The organism is Xanthomonas sp. NCPPB 3218 (assembly GCF_056725185.1).
The window spans coordinates 2,456,450-2,481,243 of record NZ_CM161516.1 but is presented as its reverse complement, the minus strand read 5'-3'; the positions used below and the strand labels follow the sequence as shown (position 1 = coordinate 2,481,243).

General features: G+C 69.1%; 2 protein-coding genes. One reads left to right on the top strand and one right to left on the bottom strand.

The genetic code is table 11. The features are described from left to right. Position 1: 1 nt before the first annotated feature. Entirely contained in the window at positions 2-24,121 is a 24,120-nt protein-coding gene (locus tag AC1PLS_RS10735; protein ID WP_481104464.1) for an SDR family NAD(P)-dependent oxidoreductase, read from the bottom strand. Between AC1PLS_RS10735 and AC1PLS_RS10730 the strand changes: the two genes are divergently transcribed. Beyond that, complete coding sequence (locus AC1PLS_RS10730; protein ID WP_481104463.1) at positions 24,092-24,790, top strand: acyl carrier protein; 699 nt, start codon at positions 24,092-24,094, stop codon at positions 24,788-24,790. The two genes, AC1PLS_RS10735 and AC1PLS_RS10730, sit on opposite strands and share 30 nt — an antisense overlap. The last annotated feature ends 4 nt before the right edge of the window (positions 24,791-24,794 follow it).

Here is a 24,794-nt window from a genome sequence, read left to right as displayed (position 1 = left end):
GTCATTCCCATGCTCCTTCCACTACGTCTGCCGCGGCGTCCTCCGGATCCGTCGCCTCCGCCGCCGGTGTTCGCGCATCGCCGTCCGCCAGGTCGATCCTGCGGAACACCGGCGGATCCAGCGGCATGCGCGCAGTGTCGTCCTCTGCCGGCGCGACCTCCACCAGCACGTGCGCGTTCGTGCCGCCGTCGGCGAACGCGTTGATCGCCGCCACGCGCGGTGCGTCGTCCCACGCCCGCGCCTGACGCGTGAAACGGAACGGCGATTGGGCGAAGTCGTAGTGCTCCATCGCCTCCTGCGCCGACAGGAACGGCACCCGTTCGCCGTGATGCAACATCAACACCACCTTGATCAGGCTGGCTATCCCCTCCGCGCACAACGGGTGCCCGATGTTCGGCTTCATTGATCCCAGCTCACACCACCCCTCGCCCTCCGGACGGTACACCGACTCGATCGCCCGCAGCTCCAGCAGGTCCGTCACCTCCGATCCCGAGCCGTTCACCTCCACGTGGCTCACCTGCCCCGCCGACAGGCCCGAGCGCTCCAGTGCATGGCGCATCACCGCCTTCTGCGCCTGCACGTTCGGCGCCGTCGGACCCGCCGTGCGTCCGTCGTTGTTCACCGCCACCGCGCGGATCAGCCCGTAGATCCGGTCACCGTCCGCCCGCGCCTGCGCCTGCGTCTTCACCACCACCATCCCCACCCCTTCGCCCAGGATCGCCCCCTGCGCGCGGCGGTCGAACAGGTGGAAATGGCCGCGCTGCAGAATCCCCCGCCGCTCGAACATCCGCAGGGCCTCAGGCCCGCCCAGCAGGCTCACCCCGCCCACCAGCGCCGCGGTGATCTCGCCTGCGTGCAACGCCTGCGACGCCATCTGCAACGCCACCAGCGCCGACGAGCACGCCGTATCCACCACCAGGCTCGGACCGCGCAGGTCGAAAAACCGCGACACGTTCGACGCCAGGTAGTTCTGTCCCGTCGCCAGGATCGGGTTCGGCGCCTCCGCCAACCGCGCCGCGTCCGCCTGCACCTGCCCCCGCGCCCCCAGGTACACCCCCGTCGCCGTGCCCTTCAACTGCGCCGCCTCGTAGCCGGCGTGGTGCCACGCCTTCACGCTCTCCTCCAGCACCATCAGCCCCTGCCGGTCCATCGCCCGCGCATCCGCCAGCGACAGGTGGAAATACTCCGGGTCGAAATGCTCCACGTCCCCCAGCAGCCCCGCCCAATCGTCCTCCCGCGCCTGCGACCAGCGCGAGCTCGGCACCGGCGCGATCGCGCTGCGACCCTCCCGCAGCAACCGCCAGTAACCGTCCAGATCCTCCGCGCCGGCGAATCGGCACGCCATCCCCACCACCGCCAGCAGCGCCGACCGATCGGCCGACCGATCGGCCGACGGCTCGACCGAGGCCACGGCCGGCACCTCGACTGGCACCTGCACCTGCACCTCGACCGACGTCGCCGACAGCGCCGCCCCGTGATGCGACACCAGCCACCCCGCGAACGCTTCGATCGTCGTGTGCTCGAACAGCAGCGACGGATCCAGCCTTGCGCCGACCCGACTGCCTATCGTCGCCATCGCCTGCATCAGCAACACCGAATCCACCCCGTAATCGGTCAGCGGTACGCTTGCGTCGAGGGCGTCGACCTCCATCTGCAAGGCTTCCGCGAACAACCCGCGGAGCCATTGGTGGAGGGCCTGGCGATCGTCGCCTCGGGAAGCGCGAAGCGGCTGCGGCGCCACGACACGCGACGACGGCGCCGGCCTGGACATCGGGCGCAGCAGCGCATCGGCATCGAAACGGTGGCCGTTCACCCGCAACGGCGCGACGACGCCACGCACGTCCGCCGCGATCAGGCGATCAAGCATCGCCAGCCCCTGTGCATCGTCGTGACTGAGCAGGCCCAGCTCGCCGTAAGCGCGGCTGCGCACTTCGCCCATCCCGCTTTCCTTCCAACTGCCCCACTGCACGCTCAGCAACGGCACCCCTGCCACCTCGCCATCCTCCGCCACCGCGTCCATGTACGCGTTCGCCATCGCGTAATCCAACTGCCCCGCCGCCAGCGCCGGGGCGAGCGCGCTGATCGAGGAGAACAGCACGCAGAACGCCGGCGGCGTCGCGCGCAGGCATGCCAGCAACGCATCGAGGCCGCCGATTTTCGGTGCCAGCACCGCCCGCACGGCTTCCGGCGGCTTGCGCATGAACGCGGGTGTGCCCGGGTCGGTCGCTCCCGCGCAATGCAGCACGCCGTGGATCGGTCCCATGCCTTCGCGCACGCTCCGCATTTCCCGGGCCAGGGCGTCGCCGTCACAAAGGTCGACGGCCGACACGCGCACCTGCGCGCCAAGCGACTCGAGCATCAGCACGGCGCGCACCTTGTCACCCACCGATCCCGGCGCATCGGCATGCGCATCCCAGGTAGAACGGTCCGGAAGCGACTGGCGACCGGTGAGCACGACGCGCCTTACGCCGTGATCGGCGACGAAGTGGCGCGCGCAGGCATACCCGAGGCCACGGGTTCCGCCCGTGATCCACAGCACGCCGTCCTCGGGCCATGCGATCGCTGCCGTGGCCGGCGACGTGGAAGGCATCTCGACCAGTCGGCCGCGATGGCGCTCGCCGTGGACGTACCGCACTTCGCCATCCTCGCCGTAGTCGGCGAATTCGCTCAGGCAGGGTTCCAGCCATGCGCCCGGGTCGGAAGTGTCCATCCGCACGTGGCGCACCTGGATACGTGCATATTCGCCCTTCAACAACCGATACAGCGCGGCGCGGCCCTCCACATTCGCCGTGACGCAGAGTGCCCGCCCGCCTTTGGACGCGCGTGCGCGCAACCAGGCCTGGAGTGGCGCGAGGTCCGCTTCGGGCCAAGCGCCCCCTCTGCCGGCGACGTCGATCCAGCCGTCATACGCCGCCCAGTTGAGATCGGCATGCCCTGCGGGTTCGTCCAACCGTACGATGCGCGAGTCCGGCCAGCGCGCCAAGAGCGCTTCGGCAAGTCTCACGGTCTCTGCCCCGGCAATCACCAGCACGCGACGTGGATCGGGCGCCGTCGACGGTTCGGACATCAGGGGGGCCGGCTCCCACCGCTTGACGAGAACGCATTCCGTGGGATCGGGCGCGCAAGGCACCTGTCGCGCGGCATCGTCATGCACCATGCCGACCCAGTGCCGTTCGCGCTCGAAGGGATAGCCCGGCAAGGGGATGTGGCGCGGTGGCGGCGTGCCGAACAGGCGCGCCCAGGGCAGCGTGTAGCCCTGGCAATGCAGGTCGGCCAGGGCGTGCAGGATCTCGCGCTCGTCGGCGGCTGGCAGGTCGGTCTCGAGGCGCTCGAACAGCGCCAGCGCGTGACGTTGCTGGGCCGGCTGGCCGACGAACTCGCGCGGCGCCTCGCCGCGGAAGACGTCGGCCAGCCGCTCGCCGCCAGCCAGGCGGTCCAGCCGGTCCAGGGCGTGTTCGCGGTCGTCCACCGCCACCGCGCAGCGGTGTTCGAAGTGATGCCGGCCGCAGGCCAGTGTGTGGCTCATCGCGGTCAGCGCCGCTGCGTCCCAGTCGCCCGCGGCCAGCGTGTCCCGCAGCGCCGTGCAACGCCGCCGCAGCGCCGCGGCGCTGCGCGCGGACAGCAGCAGCGGCACGCTGCGCCGCGCCCACACCGGCGGATCGGCCAGGACGGCGTCCTCCAGCAGCACGTGCGCGTTGGTGCCGCTCATCCCGAACGCGCTCACCCCCACCCGCCGCGGCCGTCCCGGCACCGCCGGCCATGGCCGCGGCGACGTGTTCACCGCCAGCCCGCTGTCCTGCCAGGCCACGTAGTCGCTGGGCTGCTCGGCGTTCACACTGGCCGGAATCTGCTCATGGCGCAGCGCCATCACCGCGCCGACCAGACTGACCAGCCCCGAGGCCGCGAAGCTGTGCCCGAAGTTGCCCTTGGTCGAGGTCAGCGCGCAGGGCGAGCGGTCCGCCGGCCGCCCACCGAACACCGCGCGCAGCGCTTCGATCTCTACCGGGTCGCCCAGCCGCGTGCCGGTGCCGTGGGTGACCACGTAGTCGATGTCCGCCGCCACCACCCCGGCCTGCCGATACACCTGCGCGATCAGCTGCGCCTGTCGCGCCCCGTTGGGCGCGGTGATCCCGTTGGTCTTGCCGTCGTAGTTGGTCCCGCTGGCCCGGATCACCGCGTACACCGGGTCGCCATCGGCCCGCGCCCGCTCCAGCCGGCGCAGCACCACCGCCACCACCGCCTCCCCCGGCACCATCCCGTTGGCCCGCTGGTCGAACGCGTAGCAGCGCCCGTCCGGCGAGAGCATCCCCGCCTGGCTCATCCCCACGTAGGCCTGCGCGGTCAGCGACAGGCTTGCCGCCGCCGCGATCGCCGTGTCGCATTCCCCCGCGCGCAGGCTCAGGCACGCCTGGTGCAACGCCACCAGACCCGACGAGCACGAGGTGTTCAGCGCCATCGACGGGCCTTGCAGGTTCAGTACGTAGGCCAGCCGCGCCGCCAGGACCGCGTCGTGCGTGCCGGTCAGCGTGCCCTGCGCGCCGACCAGCGACTGGTACTCGCCCTGCTCTACCCCCACGAACGTCCCCACCGAGCGCGTGGCCAATTGCAACGGGCCGTGGCCGGCGTCCTCCAGCGCGTTCCACGCCTCCTGCAGCAGCAGCCGCTGGCGTGGGTCCATGCCCTGCGCCTCGCGCGGGGAGATCTCGAAGAACGCCGGGTCGAACTCCTCCACCCCCGGCATCGCCCCCAGCCACTTGCTCGCTAGCAGCCCCTGGGCGAAGCCTTCCCGCCAGTCGAAGCGCTCCAGTGCGATCTCTTCCACCACCTCGCGGCCCTCGGCCAGCACCCGCCACATCGCCGCCACGTCGCGCGCCTGCGGAAAACGCCCGCTCAGGCCCACGATCGCGATCGCCGCCGGCGCCAGCTCGGCCGTCTCGGCCGACGCCGATGCCGGGGACGCCGGGACCATGGACGCGGTCGCCACCGTGTCCGTCTCAATCGGCTCAACGGCCTCGACCGTCGCGTAGCGTGCTTCCACCGCCGCGCGGTGCTCGCGCCACAGATAACCGCCCACCTGCTCCAGCGTGGCGTGGCTGAAGAACAGCGCCGGGGTCAGCGTCACCCCGTAGTGCGCCGATAGTTGCCTTGCCCATTGCGCCAGGCTGATCGAATCGAAACCGAAATCGGCCAGGTTGTCCTGCACCCGGATCTGCGCGCGCGGCAGCTTCAGCAACTCGCTGACCTGTTGCTTGAGCTCCCAGTGCAGGCACCCTTCCACCGTCAGCCCGCGCAACTCCGGCCGCCGTGCCGACGCGGCCGACGCCGCACCCCCCGTCGGCGGAGCTGCGGCCCTGCTGCCGGCCCCGCGCCCGCGCAGGATCGCCTCGATCCGCGCCCGCTGGCCGTGCATCAGCAGGTACGCCCCCGATGGCTGGCCCAGCGCCTGCTCGAAGAACGCCAGCCCCGCCGCCACCGGCAACGCCACCTGGCCGCTGCTGCGCAGGTACAGCCGCGTGTGCTCGGCCGCGCCCGCGCGCATCCCGCCCTCGGCCCACAACGGCCAGTTGATCGCTACCCGCCGCGCCGCGCCCGGCGCCTCCACCCACTGCGCCCAGGCCATCTGGAAGCGGTTGCCCATCGCGTAGTCGCCACCGCCGAAGTCCCCCAACACCGCCGCGCTGGAACTGAAATAGCACACAAACGCCAGCGGCTGCCCGGCCATCACCGTGTCCAGGACCGCGCTGCCGTCCACCTTCGCGGCCAGCACCCCGGCCAGCGCCGAGGCCGTCTTCGCTGTCAACGGCGCCGGATCCAGCACCCCGGCCGCGTGCACCACTCCCTCGATCGCGCCCCATCGCGCCACCGCCTCGGCCACCCCGGCGCCCATCGCCGACGCGTCGCTCACATCCGCGGCCACGTAGAGCCAGTCGGTCTGGCCCAGCGCCGCCACCAGCGTCGCCCGCGTCGCCTCGTCCAGCGCACGTCGGCCGCTGAGCACCAGCTTCGCCGCGTAGCGCTCGCGCAGGCGGCGCGCCACGTGCAGGCCCAGTCCGCCCGCGCCGCCAGTGATCCAGTACACCCCGCCCTGACGTAACGTCGGTACCGGGGCCGACAGCGCATGGGCCACCATCCGCAAGCACTCGCGCACCGCGCCGGCGCGATGCACCGCCCCGCCGTCCCCACCGGCCAGCTCGGTCCATACCCGCGCCGCCCAGTCGGAGGCGGACGCCGCCGCCGTGCCCTCGCCGACCAGCACCGTCACCGTCCAGTCGGGCACCAGCACGCCCAGCGACCGTTCCAGCCCGATCCACGACTCCGCGTGCGCCCGCGAGGGACCGTCTGCATAGGCCCCGCACAGCACCAGGTGGCCCGGCGCGACACCGCTGGCCGCCAGCGCCTGCACCGCCGCGTACATGGCCGTCCCCTGCGCCGCATCCGCCGGCCCGGCCCAGGCCCCGGCGTAGACGATGCCCTCCCAGGGCACCGCGGTCTCGATCGCCGCGGCCACGGCCTCGCCGGCCACCGCCTCGATCCGCGCGTCCGCCTGTGCCGCGCCCAGCGCCGTGGCCGCTGCCGTCGCCACCGCCGCGTCCGTGCCGATCACCAGCAGCCGTCGCGGCGTCGCCGTGGCCGTCGGTGCCGCCGCCGGCTCCCAGCGTTCCTGGAAGCTCAGCGCCTCCGGCGCCTCGGCTTCCTCGGCCTCCTCGGCCTCCTCGGCCTTCGCCGCCAATGGCGGCGTACCCGGTGCCTCTACCCAGTACGGCGTCGGTGCGAACGGGTATGTCGGCAGCGACAGGCGACCATGGGGCTGGGAGGTGAATCCGCTCGCGTAATCCAGCTCATAGCCCTGGCCAAACAGTTCGGCGATCGCGGCCAGGCGGTCGAGATAGTCGTTCGCCGCCAGGGATTCGCCGAGCTCGCGCAGGCACTGGTTGCCGTATCCCTTCAACGCGGCCTGGCCGCCGTCCTCGAGCGGCGTGCAGGACGACGTCCGCACCTGCGGCGCGCGACCGTGCTCCAGCCACGTGCGGAAGCGCTGGACGAACTCGTCGCGATGACGGGCGACGCAGGTAAGTCGGCATGCGAAATGTCGGCGTCCCAACAACAACGTATAGGCGACGTTACCGCAGTCGATGGCGGGTTCGGCATCGAGGTGGGCGAGCAGGCGTTCGACCTGCTGGCGGAGTTGCGCCTCGCTGCGCGCGGAGAGCACCCACAGGTAGCCGGGCCGCGGCGCCGTGGTACGGGCGTACGCCGGGGCCTGCTCGATCACCATGTGCGCGTTGGTGCCGCTGAGACCGAACGAGCTAACCGCCGCGCGGCGGGTCTGCCCGGGGGCGACGTGCCAGGTACAAAGGCGCGTCGCTACCTGGAAGGGACTCCCGGCCAGGTCGATATGCCGGTTGGGCTGGCCGTAGTGCAGCGACGGGGCGATCTGTGCGTGGCGCAGGCACAGCAGTACCTTGAGCACGCTCGCCACACCCGCCGCAGCGGTCGTGTGTCCCAGGTTCGACTTGATCGAACCGATCGCGCAATAGCTCTCGCGTGCAGTATCGCGACGGAAGGCGCGGGTCAGCGCATGCACCTCCACCGGATCGCCGAGCTTGGTCCCGGTGCCATGCGCCTCGACCAGTTGGATGCCGTCGGCGTCGATGCCGAAGCGCTCATAGACCTCGCGCTCCAGGCGCTCCTGGGAGACTGCGCTGGGCGCGGTGATGCCGTTGGTCGCGCCGTCCTGGTTGATCCCGCTGCCGCGGATCACCCCGTGCAGGTGGTCGCCGTCGGCCAGGGCGTCGTCCAGCCGCTTGAGCACCACCACGCCCACGCCCTCGCCGGGCACGAAGCCGTCGGCACGGTCGTCGAAGGTGTAGCAGCGGCCGCTGGCCGAGAGCATGCCGGCGCGCTCGCCGCCCAGGTACAACGACGGCGTGCACTGGACGAAGACGCCGCCGGCCAGGGCCAGGTCGACCTCGCCGGCGCGCAGCGCCTGGCAGGCCAGGTGCATGGCCACCAGCGAGCTGGAACAGGCGGTGTCGACGGTGATCGCCGGGCCCTGCAGGTCCAGGTGATAGGCGATGCGCGCGGAGACCAGCGACGTGGCTGTGCCCCAAATCGCCTGGGGTGGGGCGCCTTCCATGGAAGCGGGCACCAGGTGGTAGTCACCGCCGTTGTAGCCGGCGTAGACGCCGCAGCGCTGGCCGGCGATCGAGGCGCCGACGTGGCCGGCTTCCTCCAGTGCTTTCCAGGCCTCCTCCAGGAACAACCGCTGCTGCGGGTCCATGTGGGTGGCTTCCGTACCGGAGATACTGAAGAACTGCGCATCGAAACATTCGATGCCGTCGAGGAAGCCGCCGCGCGGGCAGTACGGGGTGTCGCCCAGGATCGCCGGCATGTCCCAGCGGGTGACCGGCTCGGTCAGGTCGTCGCCGGCGGCCAGGTGGGTCCACAGGGTCGCTACGTCCGGCGAGCGCGGATAGCGCCCGCTCAGGCCGACGATCGCGATCGGAGCGAGCGCTGCGGGCAGCGCGGGCGGCGTTGTCGGTGCCGGTGCCGGCGCGTCGTCGCCACACGACGGCGTATCCACCGGCATGTTGGCGGACGTCATCGTAGCGACCGGGGCGGCATCGACCGTCACCCCGACCAGTGCCGGCGCGTGCGCGTCGACGATGTGCGCGACCAGCCGGTTGACCGAATTGAAATCGAACATGCTCGTGCTGGTGAGACGCGTGCCGAGCGCGGCATTGATGGCGTCCACCGTGGCAACAGCCTGCAACGAATCCAGGCCGTACTCCGCGAAGGACGCATGGGGCTGGATATCCGACAGCTCGATCAGCAGCAATCCGGAAAGCTTCTCCAGCACGACCTGGCGCACGTGTTCGCGCAACCACGGCGTGCCCGTCGTCGCGGCGGGTGCATCGACGATCCGTGGCTGCGCCGGCATGGCGGTGGCGGAACGCGGTACGCCGTCGGCGACCAGTGTCACCCCCTGCAACGCCCCCGCACGATGCGTCTTAAGGTATGCCACCCGGGCCGCGTCACTGCCGAGCAGGCGCTCCAATGCGTCGAACCCCTCCGCGGGATCGATCGAGCCCATTCCCGCGTCGGCGAGCCAGTGCTGGAAGCTGGCCAGCTCGCGCGCGATGCCGGTGTTTCCCCAATACCCCCAGTCGATGACCTTCACTGCGCAGCCCATACTGTCGCGCAACTGATGCGCGTAGGCATCGACGAACGTGCTCGCCGTGGCGTAATTGGACTGCCGACGCGTCTTCTCGAGCGCCTGGATCGACGAGAAGAAAACGAGGAAGTCGCGCACTTGACCGGCGAAGACATGGGCGGTGAGCACGGCCGTGTCGATCTTCGCCGAGGTGACGGCGACGAAACGCTCTCGCGTCATTCCCGCCAGATCGCTTCCGCTCATCACCAACGTGGCGTGCACCACGCCGTCGATCGCGCCATGGCGCGAGAGGATCGCATCGCGCGCCGCGCGGAGGGCGTCGACATCGCGCGCATCCGCCGACAGATAGGTCGGCGGCTCGCCCCATGTCGCCAATCGTGCGCGGCTCGCCTCGATCGCCTCGTCGGCTGCGCGGCGGCCCAGCCAGACCACGCGGGCGTCGTGCTCACGTATCAGCCGTTCCGTGAGCGCCTCACCGATGCCGCCGGCTCCACCAACGATCACATAGACCCCTCTGCGGCGATACACGGGAGCCGCGGGCGGCGGCAACTCGCACGGCGGGCAGACCTCGCGGAACCAGGTGCCGTCTCGCCAGGCCACGCCATTGCCGTCGGGGTCGGCGGGTAGCGCCACGTGCGCGCCAACGACGGCCAGCCGCGCGGCCTCGTCCTCCACGTCGATGAGGCGCACCCGCCACCGTGGATATTCCTTCGCCGCGCTGCCGACAAGACCCCAGACCCCCGCATGGGTAGCATCCACGATGTCGTCATCGCTTACCGCCTGGCATTGCCGCGTTATCGCGGTGAGGTCGAGTGTGCGGTCACCATATCCGAGGTCGAGCAGTGCCCGGATCAGGGCGAGGCCGCGCAGGATGCCGCCGTTCTGCGCCTCGATCAGCGACGCGGGCGACACGTCGCCCGGCGTCTCCGGCAATAGCCAGACGAGCCGGTCGAATGGCCCCAGCGCGTCCAGCCGCGGAGCGAGCGAAGCATCGCCCACGTCCATGCCACCGAGAATGCGAGCGCCGGGATACCGAAGGCGCAGCGAATCGTGACGACCGGCGTCGTCATCCACGATGATCCATCCGTCGCCTGACACCGTCGACGCTTCGTCCACGGAAGCCGCCGGCAACGGCTCCCATCGCGGGATGAGCATGAGCGTGCCCACCGGGTCGTCGGCTCGCGACGAGGCGGACGCGATCGACTCCTCGCCAGTGGAAGCCGGGCGGGTACCGGGCGGGGGTGATCCTTCCGCCGAAGGTGGTGGCTGCACCCAGTAGCGCTGCCGCGCAAACGGGTACGTCGGCAGGGGCACCCGCCCCTGTTCGCCGGGCACGAACAGCGAGCCGTAATCGAGCGCGTAGCCCTGCGTATAGAGATCGGCGACGACGGCGAGGTTTTCGAGGTGATCGCCGGCCTGGCCGCCTGCGCACGCGGCGACGCACGCGTCCCCATGACTGCGCAACGCCGCGCTCTGGCGCACGCTCTGTTCGGTCAGTTCGCCCGCGTGCACCTCGTCGCCGGCGGTTCCTGCGAGCCAGCGGTCGAGGAGACCGAGCAATCGTTCGCGATCGGTCGCGACGCAGGCCAGGCGATGCGCAAGATGCTTGCGTCCCATCAATAGCGTGAAGCTCACGTCGCCCAGGTGCATGTCGTCATGCGCAGACAGGTGCGAACGCAGGCGCACCGCCTGCGCGCGGAGCTGCTCCGCGGTACGCGCGGAGAGCACGACGAGGAACGCCGGACGGCGAACGACCGTCGGCGCGCGCGCGGGCGCCTCCTCGAACACCAGGTGCGCATTGGTGCCGCTGAATCCGAACGAACTCACCGTGGCCAGCCGGGGCTGCCCGGCGGGAACGGTCCACTGGCGATATGAGGTGTTCACGTAGAACGGGCTGTTTTCGAAATCGATGTGGCTGTTGCCGGATTCGAAATGCAGCGACGCCGGGATGGCCCGGTGCTTCAGCGACAGCAGTACCTTCACCACACCCGCCACGCCCGCCGCCGCGGCGGCATGCCCGAGGTTGGTCTTGATCGAACCGATAGCGCAGTAGCGGCGCTGGTCCGTGTAGTGGCGGAAGGCGCGAGTAAGAGCCTGGAATTCGATGGGATCGCCGAGCTTCGTGCCCGTCCCGTGAGCCTCGACCATTGTGATGCGTGCCGGGTCGACGCCGAAGGCGTCGTACACCTGGCGCTCGAGCTGTTCCTGCGCGAGCGCGCTCGGCGCGGTGATCCCGTTCGTCGCACCGTCTTGGTTGATGCCGCTGCCGCGAACCACACCGTGGATGTGGTCGCGGTCGCGCAGCGCGTCCTCAAGCCGTTTCATCACCAGCACGGCGACACCTTCGCTCGACACGAAACCGTCGGCGCGATCGTCGAAGGTATGACAGCGGCCGGTCGGCGAGAGCATGCCCGCGTGGCCCGCCGACATCTGGAAACGCTCGCCGGTCTGAATGAACACGCCACCGCTCAGGGCGATGTCGACCTCGCCCGTACGCAGTGCCTGGCAACCCATGTGCATGGCCACCAGCGAACTCGAGCAGGCGGTGTCGATCGCCACGGCCGGGCCGTGCAGGTTGAGAAAATACGAGATGCGTGCCGGCGTCACCGAGGCGGTGTTGCCCCAGAAGGCCTGCGGCGGGGCGTAGCCGCCGAACAGCGAACTGTAGTCGCCGCCGGTGCCGCCCAGGTAAACGCCGCACGTGCTCCCCTCGATCGCCGCCCCCACGTAGCCGGCGTCCTCCAGGGCCTTCCAGGCCTCTTCGAGAAAGAGCCGCTGCTGCGGATCCATGTAGGTGGCTTCGATACCAGAGATGTTGAAGAACGGTGCGTCGAACAGGTCGATGCCATCCACCCTGCCGCGCCGCATGCCTACCGCCGTGCCGAGCAGGTCGTCGCCGCGGGCGAGGTGATCCCATAGCGCGTCCACGTCCGCCGACTGCGGATATCGCGCGCTCATGCCGATCACGGCGATGGCGCCGCGGGTCGCGGCGACGGCGGTCGTTGGCGTACTTTCCGCGCCGGGCCGCAGCGCCGTCTGCCGGGAAGGTGCGCGGAACACCGACGCGGCGGCCGGGCGTGACGGCGCGGGCGGGGATGCGGGCGATCCGGTGACGGTCGAGCTTCCAGGCTGGGCCGCCAGCGCGACGCCGTGCTCGGAGACGATGTGCGCGGCCAACCGGTTCACCGTGACGTGATCGAACAGGCTCGTGCTCGCCAGTTGGATACCGAGCCGTTGGCCGATCACCTGTACCGCCTGCACGCCGAGTATCGAATCCAGACCGTAGTCGGCAAACGATTCTTCGAACTGCACCTGTTCCACGGACACCATCAGGGCATCGGCGATGACCGCGGCGATAACGCCCCTGATGCGGTCCTCGTCGCTCGAGCCCGTCGGCGCGAGCGCGGCGGGAGCCGATCGCGGCGGGCGCGCGGGCGTGACCGGCTTCGGCACGTCGTCGGTCGCATCCCGCTCGTCACGCTGGCGAACGATGCCGTCGCTATGGGCCTCGATGACCTGCTGTCCCAGCGCCTGTTGCGCCTCCTCCGGAAAACGGATCGCCTGGAAGCCCTCCGCTTCGAGCACCCTTGCCCAGGCGTCGGCGCGCAGCGCGGGCGAACCCGGCAGGCGCAGCGCGGTGTCCGTGAAACGCCACCAGCCCTCGGTGAGCCCGAACGTGAGATGCGCGACGAGGCTGAAGCAGTTGATCTCGTTGATGAGGATGAGGCCGCCACCACGAAGTGCCGCCTTCGCATTGCGTAGGGTCTCGCGGATGTCGCGGGTGGCGTGCAGCACGTTCGTGGCGATCACCACGTCGTACGCGCCTTCCTCCACCGATTGGGGCGCGAGTGGCCGTTCCACGTCGAAGATCAGGTAGCGAAGATAAGGATTGTCGGACCCGTACCGTTGCTCGGCATGCTTGAGGAACGCGCGCGAGACATCGGTATAGGCATACTCGTCGACGGAGCCGGCCCAGGGTCGCAGTGCCTCGAACACGCCCGCGCTTGTACCACCGGTGCCGGCCCCGATTTCGAGCAGGCGCAGGCGGCGGCCGGGCGCCTCCCTCATCCATCGGCCAACCGTATCGGTCAGGCGGGCAACCAGCACGCCGTTGAAATGGTCCGACAGCGGATTGGACTGGTACATCCCCTCGACGGCGTCCATCGACGAGCGTGGGAACAGCACGTCGGTGGCGCGCATGTCGCCGGCGAGTATCGACGGCAGCGCGCGGAGCATCTCTTCCAGCAGCTTGCCGTGCGCGCCGGCGCCGTCCGCCTGCGCACGCTTTTCCGCCTCCCACGCATCCCATGGCGCCACGTCGTCGGGATCGTCCGTCGACAGGTTTTCCCTGCCGTCGTCCCGCAGCCATCCGTGCGCCACGAGAAGGTGCACAGTGTGATCGAACCAGCGGTCGTAAACCGCCGGCAGGCCGACGCGCCGTTTCCACGCGGCGATATCGTCGGGCGACCAAGGCGATGCCTCTATGGTGAACAGGCCCATGGATTGCAACTGCGCGCCGACCAGGCGGATCAACGAACGATCCGCGGCCGAAGGCAGGGCGTCCGCATACACGGACGGCACCGGCTCGATGCCGGTGCCGTCGCACCACCGCGTCAGGTCGCGGGGCACCGGCAAGGCGCTCATTCGCTCGTTGCCGATCGATGCGTTGAGCACGCCCCACGCCGTAGTCTTGACGAAGGCGAGGCGATCGAAGCTGCCGGCAAGCAGCCGGTCGAGGGCGGCCATGGCTTCGGCCGGTTGCAGCGATCCCACGCCGATCTGCGCCATACGTTCACGATGGAACGGCGTGGCCACGGAGCCGATGTCGCCGAAATATCCCCAGTTCATCACCTTCACTGGACAGGCCCACATCGGCGCCGACGCCTGCGCGAACGCGTCCTTGAACGCGCAGCCCGCCGCGTAGTTGCTCTGGCCGGCGGACTTGCTGAAGGTCTGGAACGAGGAGAAGAACGCGACGAAGTCCAGCGGCAGATCGGCGAACACCTGCGCCACGCGCACGCTGACGTCGACCTTCGCGGCGAGGCTCGCGATGAAGTCGGCTTCGTCCATGCCCAGGAGGCTTCGGTCGCGCAACACCAGCGCCGCGTGCACCACGCCGTCGATGCGTCCGAACTGTTCGAGCACATCGTCACGTGCGCGTTCGAGCGCCACCCGATCGGTGGCGTCGGCCTGGATGTACAGGGGTCGAGGCCCCATCAGCGCGAGTCGGTCTATACGCCGTTCGATGTCGCCGTCGAGCGCGCGCCGGCCTATCCATGCCACCCGCGCACTGTGGCGTTCGATTACGTGTTCGCTGAATATCTCACCCAGTCCGCCCGCGCCGCCGATCACGACGTAGACGCCGCCGTCTCGGTACAGCGGCTCGTCGGTCGCGATGGCTGTGACCCGCAGAAGTCCAGGGCGAAACCATTCCCCGTCGCGGTAGGCCCACGCGTTGCCCTGCGCGTCGGCGGGCAGCGCAAGGATGTCGTCAAGGGGTAACGCCTCTCCCACCTGCAGGTCGACAAGTCTGATCGACCAACCCGGATATTCCTTGGCCAGCGACCCGACGAAGCCGTGCACGCTCGCATGCGCCGGATGCAGCGCATCGCCGGGCTCGACCGCCTGCGCCTGCCGGGTCAGCACGGTCAGGGAGAGGTCACCGCCGTCACGTCCCAGCGCGATCAGTGCCTTGACAAGGCGAAAACCCAGGAGCACACCGTCCCGCTGTGCATCGATCAGCTCGTCCCCTCGCCATGCGGCAGCGGAAGACGGCACGATCCAGACCACGTGTCCGAACGGACCCGCATCGGCGAGCATGCTCGCGATTGTCGGTGCGTCGTCGTCGCGCCCCGGCGACAGCGCACGGGCGCCGGGATAGCGGTCGGCAAGCCGTGCCCGTTCGGCGGCCTTGCCGCCAATGATCACCACCGGTACCTCGGGAACGCCGGCCGAGGCATCGGCCGATGGCGGGGCGACCGTGCTCCAGCGGGACGCGAGCAACCATGCACGCTGGTCGTCCGCGCCGTGGCGGGAAACCGTAAGCGCCGTACCGCCCTGCGCGCGGTCCAGCGAGCGCGCCATGAAACCGCGCAGGACCACGCGCACGACGCCGCCCTCGTCGCAGACGGCCAGATCGAACCGCGATGCGCCGGTGTATTCCGTTCGACCGGAGCGGGTGACATGGACGAAACCCCGCTCGGGTGTGGGACCGTAGGCGATCAACTCATCCAGCGCAAACGGCAGTTGCGCACCCTGTCCGCCCGGCGCGTCCAGCGCGAAGCCGGTCGTCGCCTGCAGCGCGCCGTCCAGGACTCCAGGGTCGAGTTCGAACGCCGTGTCACCGCGCGTGTCGGGCAGGGAAAGCGCCGCCACGACGAACGGATCCTCCGCGTCGATGCCCGTACCGATCCATTCCAGCGTGCGATACGTCGGTCCGTAGGCCAGGCCGGCGGCGCCGAACATCGCATAGCAGGCGTCGGCCGGCACACGGCGATCGCACGCGTCGCGCAACTGCTGCGGGTCGAGCCGCTCCACGCGCGTGCCCTCGACGAGGGTCGCCATGCCGTGCGAATGCAATACAGGCGCGGCGTCGCGCACGCTCGCGTAGACCGCGAAGCTGGCTTCGCCCAGGTCGTTCCAGGCCAGTTCGTAATGAACCTGAGTCGGCTCGTCGACCACGAGCGGCCGCAGCCACGTCACGTCACGGATGGCAATACACGAAAACGCGTCTTCGGCAGAGGCTCCCGCCGTGCGCCGGATCGCCTCGCGGATACCCTCGAGATAGGCCACGGCCGGCAATACCCGCGACGTTCCCACGCGGTGATCGGAAAGGAACGGCTCGTCGCCCGAAAATATGCTCCGAAAGCGAAGTCCCGTCATGTCCGACACGTTTTCGTGCAACAACGGGTGCAGCACGCCGACCGCCGATAGCGCATTCGTCGCCGCGGCGGGCACAACAGCGGGAAGCCAGTGCCGTTCCCGTGCGAACGGATAGGTGGGCAACGGACGGATGCGTGGCGAGACATCGCCATGCAGCCGGGTCCAGTCGAAGGCCAGGCCCTTCGCCCACCACTCCAGCACCTTGTCGATGCGGCCGCGTTCGAGCCAGGTCGCGACGACGTCGCCAAGATCCTTTTCCTCGGCGAATAGCGAGAGCGCCTCGCGATGCTGTTTGACGTGGCCGCGGTGCAGCGCCTCGCCGTCCGCGTGGGATTCGGCCTCGCCGGCCAGAAAACGTTCCAGCGTCGCGCGCAGCGCGGCCATCGAGGCGGCGGTGAAGCCCAGCCGGTGTTCCATCGCCTCGCGGCCCACCTGCAGGGTGTACGCCACCTCGGCCAGGTCCGCGTCCGTCCAACCCTCGCGATCGCACGCCGCCAGTAGCTGCGCCGCCCGCTCGCGCAGCGCCTGGTCGGTGCGTGCCGACAGCAGCACCACCGCCGGCCGCGATGGCGTCACTGCGGTCGGCGCGACCGCCGCCGCCACGTATTCCTCGACGATCACGTGCGCGTTCGCGCCCCCGGCGCCGAACGAGGAGATTCCCGCCACTCGTGGGTATTCCCGCTCCTGCCCGTCCACCGTCAGCCGCGGACGCGGCCAATCGGCCAGCGTGCGCTGCACCCGGAACGGCGTGGCCGCGAAGTCGATGTTCGGGTTCGTCGTCGCCGCATGCAGGCTCGGCACCAGCTGCCCGTGACGCATCTGCAGCAGCACCTTGGTCAGCCCGGCGATCCCCGCCGCGCTCTCGCAGTGGCCGATGTTCGACTTGGCCGAACCGATCGCGCAGAACTGCCGGTCGTCCGTGGCGAAAGCCTGGGTCAGCCCGGTGATCTCGATCGGATCGCCCAGCTGCGTGCCCGTGCCGTGCGCCTCCACGTAGCTCACCGCCCGCGCCGGTATCCCGGCCCGGGCCAATGCCGTGGCGATCAGGTCGCGCTGGGCCAGCGGGTTGGGCACCGTGTAGCCGTTGGTCTTGCCGTCGTGGTTGATCGCCGTGGCGCGGATCACCCCATGGATCGTGTCGCCGTCGGCCTCGGCCCGGGCCAGCGGCTTGAGCAGCGCCACGCCCACCCCCTCGCCCGGGACGAAGCCGTCGCCATCGGCGCCGAAGCTGTGACAGCGGCCGCTGGAGGAGAGCATGCGATGGCACGACATCAGCAAGTAATTCGACGGATGCAGGTACAGGTTCACCCCACCGGCGAAGGCCATCTCGCAGTCGTCGCGCAGCAGGTGCTCGCACGCCTCGTGGATCGCGGTCAGCGACGAGGAGCACATCGTGTCCACCGGCATGCTCGGGCCCTGCAGGTTCAGCGCGTAGGACACCCGGTTGGCCAGTGAACCGAAGGAGGTATGCGGCATGACCGGTTCGCCGCGCTCCCACAGCGCCGGGCCATGGAGTTCGAATCCCGTCCGGGTGATCCCGGCGAACACGCCGACCCGGCGCCCGTGGGCGCGGGCGAAGCGCTCGCGCGTGTAGCCGGCGTGCTCCATCGCCGTCCAGCAGGCCTGCAGGAAGATCCGCTCCTGTGGGTCGAGATTCATCGCCTCGCGTGGCGAGATGTTGAAGAACAGCGAATCGAACTCGGCGAAGCCGTCGAGGAAGCCGCCCCACTTGCTGTAGCTGCGGCCGGTGGCGATCGCTCGCTCCCTGTCCGGCTCGTGGAAACCTTCCAGCGACCAGCGCTCGGCGGGGATTTCGGTGATGCTGTCGCGGCCGGCGGCCAGGTTGTCCCAGAACGCGTCCAGGTCCGCCGCCCCCGCGTAGCGTCCGCTCAGGCCGACGATGGCGATCGCCCGTTCGGTGGGCGCGGTACGCGGCACAGGCGAGGCGGACGGCGCCTGCGCGATCGGCGGTGGCGCCTCCACTGCCTGATGTCCGGTTTCGACAGCAGGAGCGACCGGCGCCGATTCGCCAGTCCAGCGTGCGCACGCGTCGAAATGATCGCGCACGAGGAACGACGCCACGTCGCCGAGCGACGCGTATTCGTAGAAGAGCGTCGCGGAAAGCTTGCCGAACACGCCGGAGAGCCGCGCATTGAGCTGCGTGATGACCAGCGAGTCGACGCCGTAGCTCTCCAAGGGTTCGGTGGCGTCAATCTGCCCCGGTGGCTGCTGTGTCACCTCGGAAAATACCGCCGTCAACGCGCGCAGCGTTTGCGTGGCGATCCGATGCGGATCCAGGTCGGACAGGATGGTATCGGAACGCGGTTCGCCGACGCGGGGCGCGCTCCCTGACAACAAGCGCAACACGGTCACACAGGATTCGCTCTGCCCCCATGCGCGATACAGGGTTGCCATGCCATCGGCCGTTTCCAGCGGTACCAAGCCTTGCTCCTCGCGCAAGCGTTGCCGTTGCTCCGCGGAGATGCGCATGCCACCTTCCGACCAGAGCGGCCAGCCCACGGATAACGTACGGCCGTGCCGTTCGCCACGATCCACGCGTCGCTGCCGCCACCGCGCGAAGCATTCCACGAATCCGTTCGCGGCCGCGTAGTCGGCCTGCCCGGCGTTGCCGAACGCGGCCGAGGTGGACGAGAACACGAGGAAAGCGTCCAGCTCGCGCGCGCCGAGCACCTCGTCCAGGTGCATGAGGCCGTGCGCTTTCGCCGCCATCACCGCGGCGAGATCGTCGCGCCCCTTCGTCGCGATGAACCCGTCGCGCAGTACACCAGCGGCGTGGATCACGCCGTCGAGGGCACCGTGGCGATCCAGGATGTGCCCGACCAGGACTTCCACGTCTTCACGACGGGACACGTCGGCCGCCACATAGTCCACCTGATGACCTTCGGCGACCCAGTCGCGAAGCAGGGCCGAATGCACTTCGTCCAATGCGGACCGGCCGGCGAGAACGACACGCGCGCCGGGCGCGCGCGTAAATATCTCCGATGCGAAGAGCTGGCCCAGTCCCCCCAGGCCCCCGGTCACGAGATAGACGCCGCCAGGCTTCCACAGCATCGCCTCCCGCGTGGCCTCGACCGGCTCGAGTTGTCGTATCTCGCGCACGCCGTGCCGGTGGCGCACGTGGAGATCGCCGCTGGCGGCATCCCGCCGAAGGCGTGCAACCAGCGCTTCGCCGTCGTCGACAGCTTCCTCCACCGCGACCCATTGGACACGCAGATTCGGGATCTCTTGGCACGCCGTCGCCATCAGCGGCAGGAGGCCTTCCAGCCAGCCGCCCGCGTCCTGTCCTGCCAGCACCTGCACGAGCACCGGTCGGGACGGACGCTCCTCGCGAACGGCATCGAGGTAGCGCAGGAGGTACCAAGCGGCCTCTTCGTACACGGCGGCCACGTCTGTCATGTCGCCGACCCAGCGATCGCAACGTACGTCGTGCGACCGCAGGGCCGTCTCGCAGGCCTGTTGCAGGCCTGCGTCGGCACCGTCGCCCAGCATCAGCACGCGATGCCCGGCCGCCACGGCATCGTCGCCCGCGGCCCTAGGCCGCCACGTGGGCGCCATGAGCAGGCTGTAGCTCGCGGAGGATTTGGTCGCGGGAAGCGAACGTTGCGCGGGCGGCGGTATCGCCTGACCACCCGACGGCACCCAGTAGCGGTCGTCGGAAAAGGCATAGGTCGGCAACGGCACCCGGCCGTAGCCGCCTCCGGCGAAAAGGTCCGCGTAATCGAGGGCGTAACCCTGGAGAAAAAGGTCAGCCACCGTGGACAGGTGCTCCACGACGCTTTCCCGCGCCGGCCCATCCCTGCTCGCACGGATGCACTCGTTGCCGTGGCGGCGGATCGACGCCTGTTCGCGAAGTTCGCTCGGACGGATGGAACCGACCACGACCTGGGCGCTGCGTCCTCTCTCCAGCCACCGCGACAGCGAGCCGACGAGCTCCTCGCGGCTGGCCGCGACACAGGCGATGCGGTGCCGAAGGTGACGTCGCCCCATCATCAGGGTGAAGCTGATGTCGCCGATATCGGCGGCATGTTCGCCATCGCGGCAATAGGTCAGCAGGCGCTCCACCTGTGTGCGCAACTGTTCGCTCGTCCGCGCTGACAACACGATGAGGTAGGCAGGACGCTCCGCGTGACGGCGCGTCGACGGCGGTGCCTCGGCGATCACCGCATGCGCGTTCGTGCCGCTGATGCCGAACGAACTGACCGCTGCGCAGCGGCGTTCGCCCGGCTCGACCGTCCATTCGCGCAGCACAGTACTGACATGGAACGGGCTGTTCTCGAAATCGATGTGCGGGTTGCCCTCGCGAAAGTGCAACGAAGGCGGAAGCTGGCGGTGGCGTAACGCCAGCAGGATCTTCAGCACGCCGGCAACGCCCGCTGCCGATGCGGTGTGGCCGATGGAAGTCTTAATCGAGCCGATCGCGCAATAACCCCGCTTTGTGGTGTCCTTGCGGAAGGCCTCGGTGAGCGCCTGGAACTCGATCGGATCCCCCAGGCGCGTGCCGGTGCCATGGGCTTCGACATACTGGATGCGCGCCGGATCGATACGGAAGTCGTCGTACACCTGCCTTTCGAGGCGTTGCTGCGACACCATGCTCGGCGCCGTGATGCCCTGCGTGCTGCCGTCCTGGTTGATGCCGATGCCGAGGATGACGCCGTGGATGGTATCGCCGTCGGCCCGCGCGTCGTCCAGACGCTTCAGGGCGACCACGCCCACGCCTTCGCCCGGCACGAAGCCGTCCGCGCGGCTGTCGAAAGCATGGCACGCGCCCGTTAGCGAAAGCATGCCGGCACCGCGCGCCTGCAGGTAAAATGCGGCGGTGGACTGCACGAAGACGCCGCCAGCGAGCGCCATCGTGGTTTCCCGCCGCCACAGGCCCTGACAGGCGAGATGGATCGCGACGAGCGAACTCGAGCACGCGGTGTCCACCGCGATCGCCGGCCCCTGGAGATTGAGGTAGTAGGCGATACGCGCGGGAATCACCGACGTGGCGTTGCCCCAGAACGACTGCGGCGGCGGCCGGTCGACGAAGAGGCCCGTGTAATCGCCCTGTGCACAGCCCACGTAGACACCGCAGCGCGAGCCATCCATGCCCTCCCCCACGTAGCCGGCATGCTCGAGCGCCTGCCATGCGTGCGTCATCAGCAGCCGTTGCTGCGGATCCATGTAGGTGGCTTCGGCGGCGTTGATGTTGAAGAACAGCGCATCGAAGCGATCGATGTCCTGGAGGAATCCGCCATGTCGGCAGAATTGCGCGGGATCGGCGTCCGCCGGCAGGTAGCGGTCGAGGTCCCAGCGCGACACCTCCTCGACCAGGTCGCGCCCGTTCGCCAGGTGATCCCAGAGTTCGTCGAGATCGCTCGACCGCGGAAACGCGCCGCTCATGCCGATGACGGCGATCGTGTCGCCGTCGACGGCCGTGGCAGCCGAAGCCGGTGCGCCAGGCAGCGTGAAACGATGCGCCTCTCCGACTGCGATCACCACCTTGCCGATGTTCTCGCGTCGCTCCAGCCGGCGATAGGCGTCGACGAGCCGGTCGAATGGGAACACCTCATTCACCGTGGCACGGATCACCCCCTCGCGGACCCAGCGATCGAGGTCGGCGAGGTCGCCGCGCAACCGCTCGGGGTCGTGCAATCCGAGGCGGCCCAGGTCCACGCTGTAGAAAGTTTGGTTGCTGTCCAGCACGGAGAGGTCGATCGACTTAGCCGACTTCAAGCCGGTCATGGCGATCTCGACGTAGCGGCCGCCCGGTGCCAGGCTGCGAAGCCCCTTCTGCAATGCATCGCCGGATAGCGTGTTAATGACCACGTCGACGCCGCGCGACCCGGTGAGCCGTGAGATCTCAGCCTCGAAATCCTGTTCGAGGTAGTTGATCGCGTGCGGCACGCCAAGCCCCGCGAGGTAATCCAGCTTCGCTTGCGAACCTGCCGTGGCGTAGATTTCGGCACCGAGGTGCTGCGCGAGCTGCACCGCGACCAGGCCCGTGCCGCCCGTCGCCGTCTGGATCAGCACGCTCTCCCCGCGCCGAAGCCCCACTCTCCGGAAGACGTCGATCATCGTAATCGCGACCGCCGGCAATGCACATGCCTCCTCGTGGCTAAGGCCCGGTGGTTTGCGCCATAGCTGGGACGCATGGCAGACCAGCATCGTCGCGTGCGCGCCAAAGGCGAGCCCGGTCATGGCCACCACCTCGTCGCCTGCGCGTACGTCGTGGACGTCGCTCGCCACCTCGACCACGACGCCGGACGCTTCGACGCCGGGTGTGAACGGAAACGACGGCATCGTCGGATACAGGCCCCTTGCGCAGAGCAGGTCCCCGAAATTGAGCGAAAGGGCCAGAGTCGCCACGCGCACCTCGCCGGGCATCAACGGAGCGATCGGCGCTTCGACGACGCGCAGGTCGTCGACCGTACCCGGGCGGCTCACCAGCGCGCGCAGGTAATGCCCCGGTGTCGCATGGGGCACGGACGCCGTCGCCGTGACGGGCGCCACGGTGCGAGGCGGCGCTTTCCTGGGCAACGGGGTCTCCGATGGCCTGTTCCGGGACACGGCGGCCGGAACGGGGACGGGGACGGCCTGCGGCTCGCTGATCGCGCCGCCATGCCAGGCCAGCACCGCATCGCGATGGCTGTTCAGGAGGTAACGGCCCAGTTCACTTACGTTGCTGTGATCGAAAACGATCGTAGCCGGCAAGGTGACACCGAAGCGTGTGCCGATCTTGTTGATAAGACTGATGGCGATGATCGAATCGACGCCATAGGCGGGAAAATCGCGCTGGTCCTCGATCTGCCGCTCCTCGATCTTCACGGCCTCTGCAAGGCACTCGCGAACCACGTCGCGAAGGCTGTCGAGAAGCACGTCATCACTTGGCGCATGGCCGGCGGCCACTCGCGCTGCGGACGGACCCGGTTCGGACGGCACGGGCCGCTTCACCTGTTCCGCTTCAAGGGCGACGGAGGGCGTCGCTCGCCGGGGAACCTTTTCCCGTCGAAGTACGCCATCGCTTTCCGCAAGAATGATCTGCGGTCCTAGCGCCTGCGCGTCCGCCGCGGGGTACAGCACGTGGCGAAATCCTTCGGCACGCAGCGCCTGCTGCCACGCCGACGGCGTCAGCAGCGGCGAACCGGGAATGCGGAGCGCATCGTCCTCGAACAGCCACCAGCCGTCGAGCAGGCCGAAGGTCAGGTGCATCGAAAGGCTGCCCTGGCACAGCTCATTGAGGAACAACCATCCGTTCCGACGCAAGGCGGCTTTGGCATGCCGCAGCGTGCGCCGCACGTTTCGCGTGGCGTGCAGCACGTTCGCCGCGATCACGACATCGAACAGCCCCTCGTCGATGTTCGCCGCCCGCAGCGGCTTCTCGACATCGAATATCCGGTAGGTGACGAAGGGATGGGACGCCGACCAGCGTTCCCTGGCCTCGATCAGGAACGCCGCAGAGATGTCAGTGAAACAGTATTCAGCGATCGCTTCCCCGTGCGCCGCAATCGCATCGAGCACGGCCCCGGTCGTACCGCCTGTGCCGGCGCCGATTTCCAGGATGCGCAGCGAGACGCCCGGATCCAGCCGGCGCCTTTCGCCGACGTACGCGGCCACGCTGTCGGCCAGCACGCGATGGAAATGGTCGGCGACCGGATGGCTCGCATAGACGCCCGAGACCTGTGCCGTGGAAGCGCCGGAAAACAGTACTTCCGTGGGCCGCCGGCGTTGTGCCAGCAGATCCGGCAGGGCGCGCAGGGCGCCGTCGAGAAGCTGGAACTGCGCCGCGCTGCCCGCGTCGAGCGGTTCGTCGCGAACCGTCGCCCAAGCGCCCCACGCGCGATCGGTATCGGCGAGCGACCATTCGCGTTCGACGCGCCACCCCTGCGGCAGGCGCTTCAGGTGTCCTGCGAGCGTGAGTTGGCGCAGCGATTCATCGATCCAGCGCGACTGCGCCGACGTAACGTTGCATGCCTGCTTCCATCGCGTGATGTCCGCGGCGTCTAGCGTTGCCCCCACGAACAGATCGAGGCCTTGCAACTGCGCTCGCAGCAGATCCGCCAACAGTCGATCAAGGTGTTCCGCTTGCGTCGCGCTTACATCCATTTCGCCAATCCTTGGTCCTGGCGTCAAGAATCAAGTGTGACACGATGCCGGGCCAAGCCTATTCGCGCAGAGCCCGTACACACGGATAAGGTTCCCCGTGTACCGCCGGAAACGGCGGCCGTCGTGCGACATGCAGAGATCGATGTGCGCCGGCCGCCCCATTCCGCGCGCGCCCCCGTGCGCGTGATGCTCATGGTGCCGACCGCCGGCGATGATGCACTGGGAGCATACATGCGGCGAACGCCGGGCCGCAATGCGGTTGTGCCGCCCCCTTCGGGCGGGCTAGTATCGAAGCGGATGGCGCGGCAGCCAGCGGCCGCACGACGAGGTCCTTCGATACAAGGGGAGCATGACGTGCCGGGCCATACAGAATCGATCGAAGCACTCATCATCGACATTCTCACCCGCACTTTCGACCCGCCCGCCCCCGTCACGAAGAGCACGGTATTGCTCGACCTCTTGAACTCCATCGGCATGGTGATCGCGATGGCCGAGATCCAAGATGCATTGCAGGTGACGCTCGAGCCGTGCTCCCTCATCGAGGCATTCCAGTGTGCTACCGTCGCCGATCTCGCGGTGATCTTCGAGATGTCCGCCCACTCGTCGTCGGCGCCGACAGAAAAGTGATGGC